Source organism: Streptomyces sp. NPDC096040, assembly GCF_040303265.1.
Classification (GTDB): domain Bacteria; phylum Actinomycetota; class Actinomycetes; order Streptomycetales; family Streptomycetaceae; genus Streptomyces.
In genome coordinates this window covers 127,210-145,073 of sequence record NZ_JBEOTA010000021.1, presented here as the reverse complement: position 1 = coordinate 145,073, position 17,864 = coordinate 127,210, and the positions used below count along the sequence as shown (strand labels likewise).

The 17,864-nt window shown below is 70.6% G+C and carries 17 protein-coding genes; 15 read left to right on the top strand and 2 right to left on the bottom strand.

From position 1 onward, the window contains the following. Positions 1 to 12: 12 nt before the first annotated feature. Positions 13 to 2,178, bottom strand: coding sequence for an ATP-binding protein (locus ABTY98_RS27680; RefSeq protein ID WP_352223713.1), 2,166 nt, complete (start codon positions 2,176 to 2,178; stop codon positions 13 to 15). 151 nt (positions 2,179 to 2,329) lie between these two features. On the opposite strand from ABTY98_RS27680, the gene ABTY98_RS27675 reads away from it, so the two are divergent. The 13 genes from ABTY98_RS27675 (at position 2,330) to nusB (ending at position 15,184) form a co-directional block, all read left to right on the top strand. Beyond that, positions 2,330 to 2,773, top strand: a complete 444-nt coding sequence (locus ABTY98_RS27675) for a DUF948 domain-containing protein (RefSeq protein WP_352223712.1) — start codon at positions 2,330 to 2,332, stop codon at positions 2,771 to 2,773. An 11-nt stretch (positions 2,774 to 2,784) separates the two neighbouring features. Further along, a complete protein-coding gene (locus ABTY98_RS27670; protein ID WP_352223711.1) occupies positions 2,785 to 3,132 on the top strand; it encodes a hypothetical protein in 348 nt (115 codons plus the stop codon). Then, positions 3,132 to 5,804, top strand: a complete 2,673-nt coding sequence (gene alaS, locus ABTY98_RS27665; protein WP_352223710.1) for an alanine--tRNA ligase — start codon at positions 3,132 to 3,134, stop codon at positions 5,802 to 5,804. The genes ABTY98_RS27670 and alaS overlap by 1 nt, the downstream gene beginning before the upstream one ends. Before the next feature lie 15 nt (positions 5,805 to 5,819). Further along, positions 5,820 to 6,284 carry a Holliday junction resolvase RuvX gene (gene ruvX / locus ABTY98_RS27660; protein WP_352223709.1) on the top strand — a complete coding sequence of 155 codons (465 nt, stop codon included), beginning with the start codon at positions 5,820 to 5,822 and terminating at the stop codon, positions 6,282 to 6,284. A gap of 122 nt (positions 6,285 to 6,406) precedes the next feature. Beyond that, positions 6,407 to 8,122, top strand: a complete 1,716-nt coding sequence (gene mltG / locus ABTY98_RS27655) for an endolytic transglycosylase MltG (protein ID WP_352223708.1) — start codon at positions 6,407 to 6,409, stop codon at positions 8,120 to 8,122. After that, complete coding sequence (locus ABTY98_RS27650) at positions 8,103 to 8,942, top strand: shikimate dehydrogenase (protein ID WP_352223707.1); 840 nt, start codon at positions 8,103 to 8,105, stop codon at positions 8,940 to 8,942. The genes mltG and ABTY98_RS27650 overlap by 20 nt, the downstream gene beginning before the upstream one ends. Positions 8,943 to 9,109: 167 nt before the next feature. Next, complete coding sequence (aroC, locus tag ABTY98_RS27645; protein WP_352223706.1) at positions 9,110 to 10,294, top strand: chorismate synthase; 1,185 nt, start codon at positions 9,110 to 9,112, stop codon at positions 10,292 to 10,294. A gap of 11 nt (positions 10,295 to 10,305) precedes the next feature. Then, a complete protein-coding gene (locus tag ABTY98_RS27640; RefSeq protein WP_352223739.1) occupies positions 10,306 to 10,809 on the top strand; it encodes a shikimate kinase in 504 nt (167 codons plus the stop codon). Beyond that, the gene (gene aroB, locus ABTY98_RS27635) at positions 10,806 to 11,897 is read left to right on the top strand and encodes a 3-dehydroquinate synthase (RefSeq protein WP_352223705.1); all 1,092 of its coding nucleotides are present in this window, start codon (positions 10,806 to 10,808) and stop codon (positions 11,895 to 11,897) included. Before ABTY98_RS27640 ends, aroB begins: the two co-directional genes overlap by 4 nt. Positions 11,898 to 12,039: 142 nt before the next feature. Next, a complete protein-coding gene (locus ABTY98_RS27630) occupies positions 12,040 to 12,876 on the top strand; it encodes a Pro-rich N-terminal domain-containing protein (RefSeq protein ID WP_352223704.1) in 837 nt (278 codons plus the stop codon). A 156-nt stretch (positions 12,877 to 13,032) separates the two neighbouring features. Further along, the gene (locus ABTY98_RS27625) at positions 13,033 to 14,139 is read left to right on the top strand and encodes a M24 family metallopeptidase (protein ID WP_352223703.1); all 1,107 of its coding nucleotides are present in this window, start codon (positions 13,033 to 13,035) and stop codon (positions 14,137 to 14,139) included. A 44-nt stretch (positions 14,140 to 14,183) separates the two neighbouring features. Beyond that, complete coding sequence (efp, locus tag ABTY98_RS27620; RefSeq protein ID WP_352223702.1) at positions 14,184 to 14,750, top strand: elongation factor P; 567 nt, start codon at positions 14,184 to 14,186, stop codon at positions 14,748 to 14,750. Positions 14,751 to 14,752: 2 nt separating this feature from the next. Further along, positions 14,753 to 15,184: a transcription antitermination factor NusB gene (gene nusB / locus ABTY98_RS27615; protein ID WP_352223701.1), complete on the top strand. Its 432-nt coding sequence runs from the start codon at positions 14,753 to 14,755 to the stop codon at positions 15,182 to 15,184. Positions 15,185 to 15,466: 282 nt separating this feature from the next. Here nusB and bldD read toward each other — a convergent pair whose 3' ends face one another. Then, positions 15,467 to 15,970 carry a transcriptional regulator BldD gene (gene bldD / locus ABTY98_RS27610; protein ID WP_020938842.1) on the bottom strand — a complete coding sequence of 168 codons (504 nt, stop codon included), beginning with the start codon at positions 15,968 to 15,970 and terminating at the stop codon, positions 15,467 to 15,469. A gap of 252 nt (positions 15,971 to 16,222) precedes the next feature. On the opposite strand from bldD, the gene pyrR reads away from it, so the two are divergent. Together pyrR and ABTY98_RS27600 are read left to right on the top strand one after the other, a co-directional pair. Beyond that, entirely contained in the window at positions 16,223 to 16,798 is a 576-nt protein-coding gene (pyrR, locus tag ABTY98_RS27605; RefSeq protein WP_352223700.1) for a bifunctional pyr operon transcriptional regulator/uracil phosphoribosyltransferase PyrR, read from the top strand. Positions 16,799 to 16,883: 85 nt separating this feature from the next. Beyond that, the gene (locus ABTY98_RS27600; RefSeq protein ID WP_352223699.1) at positions 16,884 to 17,864 is read left to right on the top strand and encodes an aspartate carbamoyltransferase catalytic subunit; all 981 of its coding nucleotides are present in this window, start codon (positions 16,884 to 16,886) and stop codon (positions 17,862 to 17,864) included.

Genomic DNA, 17,864 nt, shown 5'->3' with positions numbered 1-17,864 from the left:
GCACTCCAGGCGTCAGCCCGCCGTCTCCCCGCCCTTCCGGGTGGGCGAGGCGGCGGGCTTTGGCGTACCGGCACCGTCCCGCCGCTGCCGCACCGGCCCGCGCGGTGACGGCATCGCGTCCAGCGGCCGTACCCCGAAGTACTCCAGCGCCCGGGCCACCGCCGCCTCCCGGTCCAGCCGGGCACCCTGCCGTACGCACTCCGCGTACCGCTCCTCGCCCAGCGCCCGCCGGGCCGTCGCCTCGCACAGCTCGTGCGGGGCGTTGTAGTGGGCCGAGCCGAACAGCGGCAGCCCCACCGACGGCCACATCCGCCCCGCCGCGCCCTGCAGCACCGCCGCCTCCGCCGGATCGCCCTCGGTCACCGTCACCAGGGCCAGCAGCTCGATCGACAGCACCGAAGCCAGCAGGTCATGGAAGCCGTGCGCATGGCCCAGGCAGTCGCTGAGCAGCTCGCGGGCGCCCGCGTGGTCGCCGTCCCGCCAGGCCGCGTACGCCAGCACATACAGCGCGTACGACCGGGCCCAGTGCTCGCCATGGTCCTCGCACACCTGCCGCACGTCCTCGCACAGCCGCACCGCGTCCGGCAGATCGCCGAGGAACGCCCTCGTCATCGCCAGCTCGACCTGGCCCATAAGGACATTGCTGTTGAGTTCGCCGATCTTCCGGTAGCGGCCGAGCGCCGAGCGCAGCAGCGTCTCCGCGCGTGACATGTCATCCGTGACCAGGGCCAGACAGCCGGTGCGGTGCTCCGCGTACGCCACCGCCGTGGGGTCGGCGACCAGCTCGGCCTCCTCACGGCAGTCCTGGAGCGCGGCCAGCGCGGGCACCGCGTCGCCCTGCAGGATCGCCACATAGCCGAGCACCCACAGCGCCTTGAGCCGGGACCGCGGGTACTCCGAGTCCAGCTCCAGACTGAGCTCCAGCCAGCGCCGGCCCTCCGAGAGCCGCCCGCAGCCCGCCCAGTAGAACCACAGCGAGCCCGCCAGATACTGGCCCAGATGCGCCTCGTCCGGCTCCGTCAGGCAGTGGTCCAGGGCGGCCCGCAGATTCGGCAGCTCGGCCTCGATGCGCGCGGCCACCTCGCCCTGCCGCGGCGAGAACCAGTCCAGCTCGCACCAGGTCGCCAGACCTATGAACCAGTCGCGGTGCCGGCGCCGCAGCCGTTCCGCGTCCCCCGTCGCCGCCAGCCAGTCGGCGCCGTACGCCCGCACGGTGTCGAGCATCCGGTAGCGCACGCCCGCCGGGGTCTCCTCCCGGGACACCACGGACTGCGCGAGCAGCTCCGCCAGCACGTCCAGGACGTTCTCGGACGACAGTCCGTCGCCGCCGCACACATACTCGGCGGCCTCCAGGTCGAAGGTCTGCGCGAACACCGACAGCCGCGCCCACAGCAACCGCTCGGCGGGGGTGCACAGTTCATGGCTCCAGCCGATCGCCGTCCGCAGCGTCTGATGGCGGGGGAGGCCGTCGCGGCCGCCGCCGGTCAGCAGCCGGAACCGGTCGTCGAGCCGCTCAAGGAGCTGCCCCGGCGACAGCGCCCGCAGCCGGCCCGCCGCCAGCTCGATCGCCAGCGGGATCCCGTCCAGGCGCCGGCACACCTCCCGCACCGCCGCGCGGTCCCCGACCTCCAGCCCCTGCCGCGAGGCACGCTCGGCGAACAGCTCCACCGCCTCGTCCTCGCCGAGCGGTGCCAGCGGGAACAGCCGCTCGCCCGCCACCCCCAGCGGCCGCCTCCCCACCGCCAGCACGGTCAGGTCGGGCAGCCGACTCAGCAGCTCGGCCACCAGCTCCGCGCACCCCTCGACCAGGTGCTCGCACCCGTCGAGCAGCAGCAGAAGACGACGGCCGGCCAGGTGCTCCAGAAGCGTCTCGCGCGGCAGCCGGGTGGTGTGGTCGGTCAGGCCCAGCGCCTCCACGACCGCGTACTCCACGAACTCCGGATCGCGCACCGCCGCCAGCTCCACCCGCCACACCCCGTCCCGGGGCGCCACCGCGGCGGCCGCCCGGGCCGCGAGCCGGGACTTGCCGACCCCGCCGACCCCGGTCACCGTCACCAGCCGGGCGGACTCCAGGACCCGGGCCAGCTCGCCGAGTTCGGCCGAGCGACCCACGAACGCGGTCAGTTCCAGGGGCAGATTGCCGTCCGCCGGAGAGCCGGGGCGCTGAGGACCTCGCATGGGACACGGAGCGTACTTAACTGTATTCAGTCCGTACAATCGGTTCCCGCAACTCCACCTCCCGCGCGCGGTAATCCGGTAGGGAGTCCCGTCCCCGGCGCGATAGGCTCGGTGCAGTCTTTTCGATGTTGAGGCACGTTTCAGGGAGCGGGTGCGCGCGGTGTCCGGTGGAGAGGTGGCCGGGATCCTGGTGGCCGTCTTCTGGGCGATCCTGGTCTCCTTCCTCGCGGTGGCTCTCGTGAGGCTGGCCCAGACGCTCAGGGCGACCACCAAGCTCGTGGCGGATGTGACCGACCAGGCCGTCCCGCTGCTCGCCGACGCCTCCGCGGCCGTACGCTCCGCACAGACCCAGATCGACCGGGTCGACGCGATCGCCTCCGACGTCCAGGAGGTCACCTCCAACGCCTCCGCGCTGTCGACCACCGTCGCCTCCACCTTCGGCGGCCCGCTGGTCAAGGTCGCGGCGTTCGGCTACGGCGTGCGCCGGGCTCTGGCCGGCCGCAAGGCGGAGGACGTGCCCGCCCGGGAGCCCGGGCGTACCGTGATCGTGGGCCGGACCGTGCCGGCCGCACGGCGGAAGAACCGGGGAAAGTAGGAGCCAGGCAGATGTTCCGCCGTACCTTCTGGTTCACCACCGGTGTCGCCGCCGGTGTCTGGGCCACCACCAAGGTCAACCGCAAGCTCAGGCAGCTGACCCCCGAGAGCCTCGCCGCCACCGCCGCGAACAAGGCGCTGGAGACCGGCCACCGGATCAAGGACCGGGCGATCGGTTTCGCGCTCGACGTCCGCGACAACATGGCCCAGCGGGAGGAAGAGCTGGGGGAGGCGCTGGGCATCGACGCGGATCCCGAACTCCCCGCGCCCCGGCGGTTCGCCGCCATCGAGAACAACCGCAGCGACCCGAAGTACATCGAGAACACGACGTACTCGCACGACCGGAATGAGGACCACTGATGGAGTCGGCAGAGATTCGCCGCCGCTGGCTGAGCTTCTTCGAGGAGCGCGGGCACACCGTCGTCCCTTCGGCGTCGCTCATCGCGGACGACCCGACTCTGCTCCTCGTCCCGGCCGGCATGGTGCCCTTCAAGCCCTACTTCCTGGGTGAGGTCAAGCCGCCCTTCGACCGCGCCACCAGCGTGCAGAAGTGCGTGCGCACACCGGACATCGAAGAGGTCGGCAAGACCACCCGGCACGGCACCTTCTTCCAGATGTGCGGCAACTTCTCCTTCGGCGACTACTTCAAGGAAGGCGCCATCAAGTACGCCTGGGAGCTGCTCACCAGCCCCCAGGACAAGGGTGGTTACGGCCTTGAGGCGGACCGCCTGTGGATCACCGTCTACAAGGACGACGACGAGGCCGAGCGCATCTGGCACGACGTCGTCGGCGTGCCGAAGGAGCGCATCCAGCGCCTCGGCATGAAGGACAACTACTGGTCCATGGGCGTCCCCGGCCCCTGCGGCCCCTGCTCCGAGATCAACTACGACCGCGGCCCCGAGTTCGGCGTCGAGGGCGGCCCGGCCGTCAACGACGAGCGGTACGTGGAGATCTGGAACCTCGTCTTCATGCAGTACGAGCGCGGCGAGGGCATCGGCAAGGACAACTTCGAGATCCTCGGCGAGCTGCCGAGCAAGAACATCGACACGGGCCTCGGTCTGGAGCGTCTCGCCATGATTCTGCAGGGCGTGCAGAACATGTACGAGATCGACACCTCCATGGCCGTCATCAACAAGGCAACCGAGCTGACCGGCGTGGCCTACGGCGACGCCCACGACTCGGACGTCTCGCTGCGCGTGGTCACCGACCACATGCGTACGTCCGTGATGCTCATCGGCGACGGTGTCACCCCCGGCAACGAGGGCCGCGGCTATGTCCTGCGCCGCATCATGCGCCGTGCCATCCGCAACATGCGGCTGCTCGGCGCCACCGGCCCGGTCGTCCTCGGCCTGATCGACACCGTCATCCGGATGATGGGCCAGCAGTACCCGGAGCTGGTCACCGACCGCGAGCGCATCGAGAAGGTCGCCGTCGCCGAGGAGAACGCCTTCCTCAAGACGCTGAAGGCCGGCACCAACATCCTCGACACCGCCGTCACCGAGACCAAGGAGTCCGGCGGCACGGTCCTCGCCGGCGACAAGGCCTTCCTGCTCCACGACACCTGGGGCTTCCCGATCGACCTCACTCTCGAAATGGCCGCCGAGCAGGGGCTTGCCGTGGACGAGGAGGGCTTTCGCCGCCTGATGAAGGAGCAGCGGGAGCGCGCCAAGGCCGACGCCCAGGCCAAGAAGACCGGCCACGCCGGCGCCGGCGCCTACCGTCAGATCGCCGACAAGACCGGCGCGACCGACTTCATCGGCTACTCCGACACCGAGGGCGAGACCACCATCGTCGGCATCCTCGTCGACGGCGCCTCCTCGCCTGCCGCCACCGAGGGGGACGAGGTCGAGATCGTCCTGGACCGCACCCCGTTCTACGCCGAGGGCGGCGGCCAGATCGGCGACACCGGCCGGATCAAGGTGGACACGGGTGCCGTCATCGAGGTGCGCGACACCCAGAAGCCGGTCCCGGGCGTCTACGTCCACAAGGGTGTCGTCCAGGTCGGCGAGGTCACCGTCGGCGCCAAGGCCCACGCCTCGATCGACTCGCGTCGCCGCAAGGCCATCGCCCGCGCCCACTCGGCCACCCACCTCACCCACCAGGCGCTGCGCGACGCCCTCGGCCCGACGGCCGCCCAGGCCGGTTCCGAGAACCAGCCCGGCCGCTTCCGCTTCGACTTCGGCTCGCCGTCCGCCGTTCCGACGGCCGTGATGACCGATGTCGAGCAGAAGATCAACGAGGTGCTCGCCCGCGACCTGGACGTGCGCGCCGACATCATGGGCATCGACGAGGCCAAGAAGCAGGGCGCCATCGCCGAGTTCGGCGAGAAGTACGGCGAGCGGGTGCGTGTCGTGACCATCGGCGACTTCTCCAAGGAGCTGTGCGGCGGCACCCATGTGCACAACACCGCCCAGCTCGGCCTGGTGAAGCTGCTCGGCGAGTCGTCGATCGGCTCCGGTGTCCGCCGCATCGAGGCCCTCGTCGGCGTCGACGCCTACAACTTCCTCGCCCGTGAGCACACGGTCGTCGCCCAGCTCCAGGAGCTGATCAAGGGCCGCCCGGAGGAGCTTCCGGAGAAGGTCTCCGCCATGCTCGGCAAGCTGAAGGACGCCGAGAAGGAGATCGAGAAGTTCCGCGCGGAGAAGGTGCTGCAGGCTGCCGGCGGTCTGGTCGAGTCCGCCAAGGACGTGCGCGGTGTGGCCGTGGTGACCGGGCAGGTCCCGGACGGCACCACCCCCGACGACCTGCGCAGGCTCGTCCTCGACGTGCGCGGCCGCATCCAGGGTGGACGGGCCGCCGTGGTCGCTCTGTTCACGGTCAACAACGGCAAGCCGCTCACGGTCATCGCCACCAACGACGCCGCCCGCGACCGCGGCCTCAAGGCCGGTGACCTGGTGCGCACCGCCGCCAAGACCCTCGGCGGCGGTGGCGGCGGCAAGCCGGACGTCGCCCAGGGCGGCGGCCAGAACCCGGCCGCCGTCGGCGAGGCCATCGACGCCGTGGAGCGTCTCGTGGCCGAGACCGCCAAGTAAGAAACGGTCAGGAATATGCGCAGAGGACGTCGACTCGCCATCGACGTCGGGGACGCCCGGATCGGGGTCGCCTCGTGCGACCCCGACGGGATCCTCGCCACCCCGGTCGAGACCGTCCCCGGCCGGGACATCCCCGCCGCCCACCGCCGACTGCGGCAACTGGTCGAGGAGTACGAACCGATCGAGGTCGTTGTCGGCCTCCCGCGCTCCCTCAAGGGAGGCGAGGGCCCGGCCGCCGTCAAGGTCCGGGCCTTCGCCCAGGAGCTGGCCAAGGGTATCAAGCCGGTGCCGGTCCGGCTGGTCGACGAGCGGATGACGACCGTGACGGCCAGTCAGGGACTGCGCGCCTCGGGAGTGAAGTCCAAGAAGGGCCGCTCGGTCATCGACCAGGCGGCCGCGGTCATCATCCTCCAGCAGGCGTTGGAATCCGAACGGGTGTCAGGTAATCAGCCCGGTGAGGGCGTCGAAGTGGTCATCTGATCGCGATACGGTAACGTTCCGCGCGATGCGATGGTTTTCGAACAGCCACTGCACAGCAAGAGGCGGAACGCCGGCCGGCCCACCAGCCGCGTGACGCGCCGCCTCGCGGCTCTAGGGGATCGATGACTGAGTATGGCCGGGGCGAAGGCTCCGAACCGTGGCATCCGGAGGACCCGTTGTACGGGGACGGCGGATGGGGAGGACAGCAGGCCCACGTGGGTCAGCAGTCCCCCTACGGCGGCCAGCCGCAGCACTATCCGCAGCAGTCGCAGCAGCAGCACGGCGACTGGGGCCAGCACCCGCAGGGCGGGTACGACCAGCACCTCGTCCAGCAGCAGTACGCCTACTACGACGAACAGGGCCAGCTCCAGTACGCCGACGGCCACAGTCAGCAGCAGTACGACCAGCAGTACGTCGGACATGCCCCGCAGCAGTACCACCAGGGCGGCTGGGACGCGACCGGCACCCACGGCCAGGTGCCCTACGCCGCCGACCCGGGCGACCCCTACGGCCAGCAGCCGGTGGCGTACGGCGGGGAGCAGCCCGATTTCTACGGCACCGAGGACGCCTACCCGCCGCCGGAGCCGCCCGGGCGTCGACGCGATCCGGAGCCGGAACCGCAGCAGGAGCCCGTCGCAGAGGAAGAGGAGCAGCACCCCTTCTTCACGGGCGCCGACGATGACGACGACGATGACGACGACCCGAAAGGGCGCCGCGGTGGTGGCCGCGGCAAGGACGCGAAGGGCGGCAAGGGGGCCAAGAAGCGCCGTAACGGCTGTGCCTGTCTGGTGGTCTGCCTGGTCTTCGGCGGCGGTGCGGCCACGGTCGGCTACTACGGCTGGCACTTCTACCAAAATCGTTTCGGCGCGGCCCCGGACTACGCGGGTGCCGGCAACGGCGCGGTGACCGTCGAGATCCCGAAGGGTGCGGTCGGATACGACATCGGCCGGCGTCTGAAGGAGGCCGGCGTGGTCAAGAGCGTCGACGCGTTCGTGGCCGCCCAGTCGCAGAACCCGGACGGAAAAACGATTCAGGCAGGCGCCTATCTCCTGAAGAAGGAGATGTCCGCCGCGAGTGCCGTGCAGCTGATGCTCGACCCGAAGAGCAAGGCCAATGTGGTGGTCACCCCGGGCGAGCGCGCGGCAGCCGTCTACGCGGCCCTCGACAAGAAGCTCGGGCTTTCCTCCGGCACCACCAAGAAGGTCGCCAAGACCGAATACAAGACCCTTGGTCTGCCGAGTTACGCGAACACCAACAGCAAGATCATGGACCCGCTGGAGGGCTTCCTCTTCCCGGGTACCTATCCCGCGGCCAAGGGCATGAAGCCCGACGTGATCCTGAAACAGATGGTCGCCGCGGCCAAGGAGGAATACGCCGGCTTCGACCTCGCGGCACAGGCGAAGAAGTACGACCTGGACAACCCGCTGCAGGTCATCACGGTCGCGAGCCTCGTCCAGGCCGAAGGAAAGACACACGACGACTTCCGCAAGATGGCGGAAGTGATCTACAACCGTCTCCAGCCCACGAACACCGAGACGAACCAGTTGCTCCAATTCGACTCGACCTTCAACTATCTGAAGGGCACGAGCAACATCCACATCAGCGAGTCGGAGATCAACAGCAACAGGGACCCCTACAACACCTACACCCAGAAGGGTCTTCCGCCCGGTCCGATCGGCAACCCCGGCGACGAAGCACTGAAGGCGGCGCTGGATCCGACCGACGAAGGCTGGATCTATTTCGTGGCGACCGACGGCCAGAGCAACACCGAATTCGCGAAGACCTACGAAGAATTCAAGCAGCTCAAGGAAAAGTTCAATGCCAACTCGGGCAACTGATGCCCGCCGGGCCGCCGTGCTCGGTAAGCCCATCGCCCACTCCCTCTCCCCGGTGCTGCACCGGGCCGCGTACGGCGAACTCGGGCTCACCGACTGGTCGTACGAGCGCTTCGAGGTCGACGAGACCCGGCTGCCCGGTTTCCTCGGGCAGTTGGGACCGGAGTGGGCGGGTCTGTCGCTGACCATGCCGCTGAAGCGGGCGGTCATCCCGCTGGTCGACGAGATCAGCGAGACAGCGGCCTCGGTCGACGCGGTCAACACGGTCGTCTTCACGGATGACGGCCGGCGGCTCGGGGACAACACCGACATCCCGGGCATGGTCGCCGCGCTGCGCGAGCACGGCATCGAACAGGTCGATGCCGCCGCCGTCCTGGGCGCCGGTGCCACAGCCTCCTCGGCGCTGGCCGCGCTCGCCCGGATCTGCACCGGCGAGGTCGTCGCCTACGTCCGCAGCGAGGAGCGCGCCGCCGAGATGCGGCGCTGGGGCGAGCGGCTCGACGTCGAGGTCCGCACCGCCGACTGGGCCGACGCCGAGCAGGCGCTGAGCGCCCCGCTGGTGATCGCCACCACCCCGGCCGGTACCACCGACGCCCTCGCCGCCGCCGTGCCCGAGCGCCCCACCACCCTCTTCGACGTCCTCTACCACCCCTGGCCCACGGCGCTGGCCGCACGCTGGTCCATGTTCGGGGGAGCCGTCGTGAGCGGCCTCGACCTTCTTGTCCATCAGGCCGCGCTCCAGGTCGAACAGATGACCGGCCGCGCCCCGGCGCCCCTGGAGGCCATGCGCCGCGCCGGGGAGAAGGCGCTCGCCGAGCGCTGACCCGGCACACATCCGCGTCCGTCTGCTGGACCGGCGGCCGGGTTCACCGCCCGGACGTGGGAGGATCGGAGTGGCGGACCGGGGCCGCGCACCCGGTCGGGCCGTCGCCGTACGCGAGGACACGCGTACGCAGGGCAGTACCAGGGCGCGAGCACTGAGGAGCATCGTTGAGCAGGCTGCGTTGGCTGACCGCGGGGGAGTCCCACGGTCCCGCACTTGTCGCGACGCTGGAGGGCCTTCCCGCCGGCGTGCCGATCACGACCGAGACGGTCGCGGACCACCTGGCGCGGCGGCGGCTCGGTTACGGCCGCGGTGCGCGGATGAAGTTCGAGCGCGACGAGGTCACCTTCCTCGGTGGTGTCCGGCACGGTCTGACCCTCGGCTCCCCGGTCGCGATCATGGTGGGCAACACCGAGTGGCCCAAGTGGGAGCAGGTGATGGCGGCCGACCCGGTCGATCCCGGGATCCTCGCGGGGCTGGCCCGTAACGCGCCGCTGACCCGCCCGCGTCCCGGCCACGCCGACCTCGCCGGCATGCAGAAGTACGGTTTCGACGAGGCCCGGCCGGTTTTGGAGCGTGCCTCCGCGCGGGAGACCGCGGCCCGGGTGGCACTCGGCGCGGTCGCCCGCTCCTACCTGAAGGAGACGGCCGGCATCGAGATCGTCTCCCATGTCGTCGAGCTGTGCGCGGTGAAGGCCCCGAAGGGTGTGTACCCGACCCCGGCCGACGTCGAGAGGCTGGACGCCGACCCGCTGCGCTGCCTGGACGCGGATGCGTCGAAGGCGATGGTCGCGGAGGTCGACCAGGCCCACAAGGACGGCGACACCCTCGGCGGTGTGGTCGAGGTGCTGGCCTACGGCGTGCCGGTCGGCCTCGGCTCGCACGTCCACTGGGACCGCAGGCTGGACGCCCGCCTCGCCGGTGCCCTGATGGGCATCCAGGCGATCAAGGGCGTCGAGGTCGGCGACGGCTTCGAACTGGCCCGGGTGCCCGGCTCCCAGGCGCACGACGAGATCGTGGGCACGCCCGAGGGCATCCGGCGGGTCTCCGGGCGTGCCGGGGGCACCGAGGGCGGGCTGTCCACCGGTGAACTGCTGCGGGTGCGGGCCGCGATGAAGCCGATCGCGACCGTGCCGCGCGCCCTGCAGACCGTGGACGTGTCCACCGGCGAGGCCGCCCAGGCCCACCACCAGCGCTCCGACGTGTCCGCGGTGCCGGCCGCGGGGATCGTCGCCGAGGCGATGGTCGCGCTGGTGCTGGCGGATGCGGTGGCGGAGAAGTTCGGCGGTGACTCGGTGCCAGAGACCCGCCGCAACGTGCGGTCCTACCTCGAGAACCTGGTCATCCGGTGAGCAGCGCGCCGATGGTGGTGCTGGTCGGGCCGATGGGGGTGGGCAAGTCCACGGTCGGGCAGCTGCTCGCCGAGCGGCTCGGCGTCGGCTACCGGGACACCGACGAGGACATCGTCGCCGCCGAGGGCCGCAGCATCGCCGACATCTTCGTGGTCGAGGGCGAGCCGGTCTTCCGGGAGATCGAGAAGCGGGCGGTGGGGGTTGCGCTGGCCGAGCACGAGGGCGTCCTCGCGCTCGGCGGCGGTGCGATCCTCGACGCGGACACGCGTGCGCTGCTCGCCGGGCGGCGGGTGGTCTACCTCTCGATGGACGTCGAGGAGGCCGTGAAGCGCACCGGTCTGAACGCGGCCCGGCCGCTGCTCGCCATCAACCCGCGCAAACAGTGGCGCGAGCTGATGCAGGCGCGGCGGCACCTGTACGAGGAGGTCGCCACGGCCGTCGTCGCGACGGACGGCCGTACGCCCGAAGAGGTCACCCAAGAAGCCCTGGACGCACTGGAGTTGAAGGAAGCATGAGCGAGGCAGTCACCCGGATCCAGGTCGGCGGCACGGCGGGCACCGAGCCGTACGAGGTCCTGGTCGGCCGTCAACTCCTCGGCGAACTGGGCGGACTGGTCGGCGAGAAGGCCAAGCGTGTCGCCGTGATCCATCCCGAGGCGCTCGCCGAGACCGGCGACGCGCTCCGCGCCGACCTGGCCGGGCAGGGCTACGAGGCCGTCGCCATCCAGGTGCCCAACGCGGAGGAGGCCAAGACCGCCGAGGTCGCCGCCTACTGCTGGAAGGCGCTGGGCCAGTCCGGGTTCACCCGCTCCGACGTCATCGTCGGCGTGGGCGGCGGGGCGACGACGGACCTGGCCGGTTTCGTGGCCGCCACCTGGCTGCGCGGGGTCCGCTGGATCGCCGTCCCGACCACCGTCCTCGCCATGGTCGACGCGGCGGTCGGCGGCAAGACCGGCATCAACACCGCCGAGGGCAAGAACCTGGTCGGCGCCTTCCACCCGCCGGCGGGTGTGCTGTGCGACCTGGCCGCACTGGATTCGTTGCCCGTCAACGACTACGTCTCCGGGCTCGCCGAGGTCATCAAGGCCGGCTTCATCGCCGACCCCGCGATCCTGGAGCTCATCGAGTCCGACCCCCAGGCCGCGCGCACCCCGGCCGGCCCGCACACGGCCGAGCTGATCGAGCGCTCCATCCGGGTCAAGGCCGAGGTCGTCTCCTCCGACCTCAAGGAGTCGGGCCTCAGGGAGATCCTCAACTACGGCCACACGCTCGGCCACGCCATCGAGAAGAACGAGCGCTACAAGTGGCGGCACGGCGCCGCGGTCGCCGTCGGCATGCACTTCGCCGCCGAGCTGGGCCGGCTCGCCGGACGCCTGGACGACGCGACGGCGGACCGCCACCGCACGGTCCTGGAGTCGGTCGGCCTCCCGCTGTACTACCGCTACGACCAGTGGCCCAAGCTCGTCGAGACGATGAAGGTCGACAAGAAGTCCCGTGGCGACCTGCTGCGCTTCATCGTCCTGGACGGCCTCGCCAAGCCGACCGTCCTGGATGGCCCGGACCCGGCCGTGCTGCTCGCCGCCTACGGCGAGGTCGGGCAGTAAGTCCGCCGCTGTTCCTTCCGCCCGATTCGCCTGGCGGCACGGGCACTTCGTACCGCCCCCGGCCGTTTCACCAAACGACGACCGGGGGCGGTACCGTTCGGTAACGAGCGCAGCCGAACATGACGAGACGGAGTGGCACCGGATGCAGCACGCAGTGGGATCTCCGCTGCCGCCGCCCCATCAGCCGGGGCAGGGACCGACCGGCTGGCCGCCGGCCGCACACCATCCGGGAGCGCCGCAGGGCCCCGCGCCCGTGCCGCCGCCACCGGCCGCGCCCCCGCAGCCGTCGGTTCCGCCGCCTCCCCCGCTGCCCTCGGCCCCGCCGCCCCCCGACGCCACGGGCCATGTCCCGCTGCCGCCGGGAGCCCCCGTGGGTATCCCCACCGCACCCCCGGCCGCGACCACCGCGCCCGACCCGACCGCCACCACCCTGGCCGTCCTCCTCATCGGCCCGGCGGGTGCGGGCAAGACGAGCGTGGCCAAGTACTGGGCCGACCACCGCCGGGTCCCCACGGCCCACATCAGCCTCGACGACGTCCGCGAATGGGTCCGCTCCGGCTTCGCCGACCCCCAGTCCGGCTGGAACGACAACTCCGAGGCCCAGTACCGCCTGGCCCGCCGCACCTGCGGCTTCGCCGCGCGCAACTTCCTGGCCAACGGCATCTCGTGCATCCTCGACGACGCGGTCTTCCCCGACCGCCCGGTCGTCGGCCTCGGCGGCTGGAAGCGCCACGTCGGCCCCGGCCTCCTCCCGGTCGTCCTCCTCCCCGGCCTGGACATCGTCCTGGAGCGCAACGCCGAACGCACCGGCAACCGCCGCCTCACCGACGAGGAGGTGGCCCGCATCCACGGCCGCATGGCGGGCTGGTACGGCTCGGGCCTCCCGATCATCGACAACTCACAGCTGGACGTGCCGAGCACGGCCCGCGTGCTGGACGAGGTCCTGGCACGGGCGATAGCGAGCCCGCCCAGCTGGTAAACGGGGACCAGCGGAGAAACCCGAGGGGCGCGAGGCCTTGTCGATGTGCGGCTCCGCCGCGTGGGCGAGCAACCTCCACCCGTCCGCATCCGACAACGCACCCCACTCGGCCCTCCTCAACCGGCAAAAATCGCCCACGACTCCTACGCTCGACTCATGTCAGAGGTGTACGCCACCCGCCGAACCCGCCTACGGGACCGCTGCCAAGCCAGCGGCAGCGCCTCCGCCCTCATCTCACACCCCGCCAACGTGAGATACCTGGCCGGCGCCGCCCCCACGGGCTCGGTCCTGCTGCTCGGCAAACGCGAGGACCTCCTCGTCAGCCCCGGCCCACAGGACGACCGCCCCACCGAGGCACGCCCCGACGAGTCACTTCGGCAGCACCTCATCGAAGGACCCGGCGGCGACCCCGCCGTGGCCGCCGCCGGCCTCGCCGCCGCCCAGGACGCCGATGCCCTCGCCGTCGAGGAGCACCACCTCACCGTGACCCGGCACCGCGCTCTCGCCTCGGTCGCCCCCCGCCTGCGCCTCACCGACCTCGGCTGTGCCGTCGAGCAGCTCAGGATCGTGAAGGACGAGGAGGAGATCTCCTGCCTCCGCATCGGCGCCGAGATCGCCGACCAGGCCCTCGGCGAGCTGCTGGAGTCGATCCTCGTCGGCCGTACCGAACGGCATCTCGCCCTCGAGCTGGAGCGCCGCCTGGTCGACCACGGCGCCGACGGCCGGGCCTTCCCCACCTCCGTGGCGACCGGACCGAACTCCGGCCGCCGCGGTCACCGCCCCACCGACCGGCGGGTCGAGGAGGGCGACTTCCTCTCCGTCTGCCTCGGCGCCACCTACCGCGGCTACCGCTGCGAGATCGGCCGTACCTTCGTCATCGGCACCTCGCCCGCCGACTGGCAGATCGAGCTCTACGACCTCGTCTTCGCCGCTCAGCGGGCCGGCCGGGAGGGCCTCGTACCGGGGGCCGCGTACCGCGACGTGGACCGCGCCGCACGCCAGGTACTGGACTCCGCGGGCTATGCCGAGGGGTTGCAGCCCCTCACGGGACACGGTGTCGGACTCGAAATCGACGAGGACCCGCAGCTCGCCCCGTCGTCCATGGGTAAACTGGACGCTTGCGTGCCGGTCACCGTCGAACCGGGGGTCCACCTCCCGGGCCGGGGCGGTGTCCGGATCGATGACACGCTCGTCGTACGCCCTGAGGCGGACGGCGGACCCGAGCTACTCACCATCACGACCAAGGAGCTGCTCGCGCTGTAGCGCGTGACCCGGGGTCGTACGTCAGTCCAGGAGATTCCGCAACCGTGGCTTCCACGAACGACCTCAAGAACGGCCTGGTGCTCAAGCTCGAAGGCGGCCAGCTCTGGTCCGTCGTCGAGTTCCAGCACGTCAAGCCCGGCAAGGGCCCGGCCTTCGTGCGCACCAAGCTGAAGAACGTGCTGTCCGGCAAGGTGGTCGACAAGACCTTCAACGCCGGCGTCAAGGTCGAGACGGCCAACGTCGACAAGCGCGACATGCAGTTCTCGTACATGGACGGCGACTACTTCGTCTTCATGGACATGGACACGTACGACCAGCTGCACGTCGACCGCAAGACCGTCGGCGACGTCGCGAACTTCCTGATCGAGGGCTTCGAGGCCATGGTCGCGCAGAACGAGGGGCAGGTGCTCTACGTCGAGCTGCCCGCCGCCGTCGAGCTGACCATCGCCGAGACCGAGCCGGGCGTCCAGGGCGACCGCTCCACCGGCGGCACCAAGCCCGCCAAGCTGGAGACCGGCTACGAGATCCAGGTGCCGCTCTTCATCACGTCCGGTGAGAAGATCAAGGTCGACACCCGCACCGGCGACTACCTCGGCCGGGTGAACAGCTAACCGTGGCTGCCCGCAACACGGCCCGCAAGCGAGCCTTCCAGATCCTCTTCGAGGGCGACCAGCGCGGGGCCGACGTCCTGACCGTTCTGGCGGACTGGATCCGCCTCTCCCGGGACGACACCCGGCAGCCGCCGGTGAGCGAGTACACGATGCAGCTGGTCGAGGGCTACGCCGAGCACACGCGGCGGATCGACGAGCTGATCGCCCAGTACGCGGTCGGCTGGACGCTCGACCGGATGCCGGTCGTCGACCGCAACATCCTGCGCCTCGGGGCGTACGAGCTGATCTGGGTCGACGAGACGCCGGACGCGGTCGTCCTCGACGAGATGGTGCAGCTGGCGAAGGAGTTCTCGACGGAGGAGTCGCCGTCGTTCGTGAACGGACTGCTGGGGCGGCTGAAGGAGCTGAAGCCGTCGCTGCGCCGGGAGGCGTGAGCCGAGAAAACGCCGGAGGGCCCGCAGCGTGCGCTTGCTGCGGGCCCTCCGGCGTTGGGTGCCCAGTGGGATGGGTGGTGCGCTCAGAGGGCGTCTGCGGGGCGTGTGGGGCTTGTCGCGTCCACGCGGCGGAGCCGCATATCGATACAGCCCCGCGCCCCTGGGGTGGGCGTGTGGCCGTCGGTCAGTACGCGAAGGGCGATGACGAAAAGCCGCCGGGTGCCCGGAACCGTCGAGTTCCGGACGCCCCGGCGGCACGTTTCTGCTCAGGCGTTTTGCGGGTCAGGCGTCCTCGTGGGTGGCCACCGCGCGGCGGGCGTCCGCGTCCAGGACGCCCCAGCTGATCAGCTGCTCGGTGAGGACCGAAGGGGACTGGTCGTAGATGACGGCCAGGGTGCGCAGGTCGTCCTGGCGGATCGACAGCACCTTGCCGTTGTAGTCACCGCGCTGGGACTGGATCGTCGCCGCGTAGCGCTGGAGCGGGCCCGCCTTCTCGGCCGGCACGGTGGCCAGCCGCTCCAGGTCCAGGACCAGCTTCGGCGGAGGCTCGGCGGCTCCGCCCGGGGTGGTGCCCGGCAGCAGCTCCTGCACCGGAACGCCGTAGAAATCCGCCAACTCGGCAAGGCGCTGCACGGTCACGGCACGGTCGCCGCGCTCGTACGAACCGACCACCACGGCCTTCCAGCGCCCCTGGGACTTCTCCTCGACACCGTGGAGGGAAAGGCCCTGCTGGGTGCGGATGGCCCGGAGCTTGGCCCCGAGCTGTTTGGCGTATTCGCTGGACATATGGCTCCCCGGACACTGTGTCGACGCGGCCGGCCTTGGTCCCGCCGCGCGGCTGGTAACTCACTGTGAGGTTACGCAGCGTTACTCTCTTGCGTCAAGCCGAATGGTCCGCACCGACTCTTCCGTGGTAGCGATGACCGATTAGGCCAAGGGGGTGATCAGGGGCCTCTCCGGCACCTGATACGGTGGATGGCGCAAATCCGACGTCCTTTAAGGTCCGTCCCGTGAGGCGGAGAAGGAGGTCCGTTTCGTATGGACAAGCAGCTCAGGCCTGACCTTCAGGCATCCGATGCCCGGCCCGTTCTCGAAGGGCCCGACATCGCGCGGGTGCTGACCCGCATCGCCCACGAGATCGTCGAGCGCGCCAAGGGCGCCGACGACGTCGTGCTCCTCGGCATTCCGACCCGCGGTGTCTTCCTCGCCCGGCGGCTCGCCGCCAAGCTGGAGGAGATCACCGACCGCAAGATGCCCGTCGGTTCGCTGGACATCACCATGTACCGGGACGACCTGCGCATGCACCCGCCGCGTGCGCTGGCCCGCACCGAGATCCCCGGTGACGGTATCGACGGCAGACTGGTCGTCCTCGTCGATGACGTGCTCTTCTCCGGCCGCACCATCCGCGCCGCCCTCGACGCCCTCAACGACATCGGGCGCCCGCGCGCGGTCCAGCTCGCGGTCCTCGTCGACCGAGGCCACCGCGAACTGCCCATCCGCGCCGACTACGTCGGCAAGAACCTCCCCACGTCGCTGCGGGAGACGGTCAAGGTCCTGCTCACCGAGGAGGACGGTCGCGACACCGTGCTGCTCGGTGTGAAGCCGACCTCGTAGCAAGCCCAGGGGCCCGCACCGCACTGGCGCGCCCATGCTTGCCCGCAATCTCCCGATATATGAACTGCCTTACGGAGCCTGACAGATGCAGCGTCATCTCATCTCGGCCGCCGACCTCACCCGCGACGACGCCGTCCTGATCCTCGACACCGCCGAGGAGATGGCCCGGGTCGCCGACCGGCCGATCAAGAAGCTGCCGACCCTGCGCGGCCGCACCGTGGTCAACCTCTTCTTCGAGGACTCGACCCGGACCCGGATCTCCTTCGAGGCCGCCGAGAAGCGGCTGTCGGCGGATGTCATCAACTTCTCCGCCAAGGGGTCGAGCGTCTCCAAGGGCGAGTCCCTGAAGGACACCGCCCAGACCCTGGAGGCCATGGGTGTCGACGCCGTCGTCATCCGGCACGGCGCCTCCGGAGCCCCCTACCGCCTCGCCAACTCCGGCTGGATCGACGCCGCCGTCATCAACGCGGGCGACGGCACCCACCAGCACCCCACCCAGGCCCTGTTGGACGCCTTCACCATGCGCCGCCGGCTCGTCGGCCGGGACGCCGGGATAGGGCAGGACCTGGCCGGCAAGCGCATCACCGTCGTCGGCGACGTCCTGCACAGCCGGGTCGCCCGCTCCAACGTCGACCTGCTGCACACCCTCGGCGCCGAGGTCACCCTGGTCGCCCCGCCCACCCTGGTGCCGGTCGGTGTCGGGAACTGGCCCTGCGAGGTGTCGTACGACCTCGACGCCGTCCTCCCCAAGTCCGACGCGGTGATGATGCTGCGCGTCCAGCGCGAGCGCATGAACGCCGCGTTCTTCCCGACCGAGCGCGAGTACTCGCGGCGCTACGGCCTCGACGGCGACCGCATGGCGCGGATGCCCGAGCACGCCATCGTGATGCACCCGGGACCGATGGTCCGCGGCATGGAGATCACCGCCGAGGTCGCCGACTCGGACCGCTGCACCGTGGTCGAGCAGGTCGCAAACGGAGTCTCCATCCGGATGGCCGTTCTCTACCTCCTGCTCGGCGGCAACGAACCCGCCGGCAGTCACGCCCGCACCATCGAGGAGAAGTAA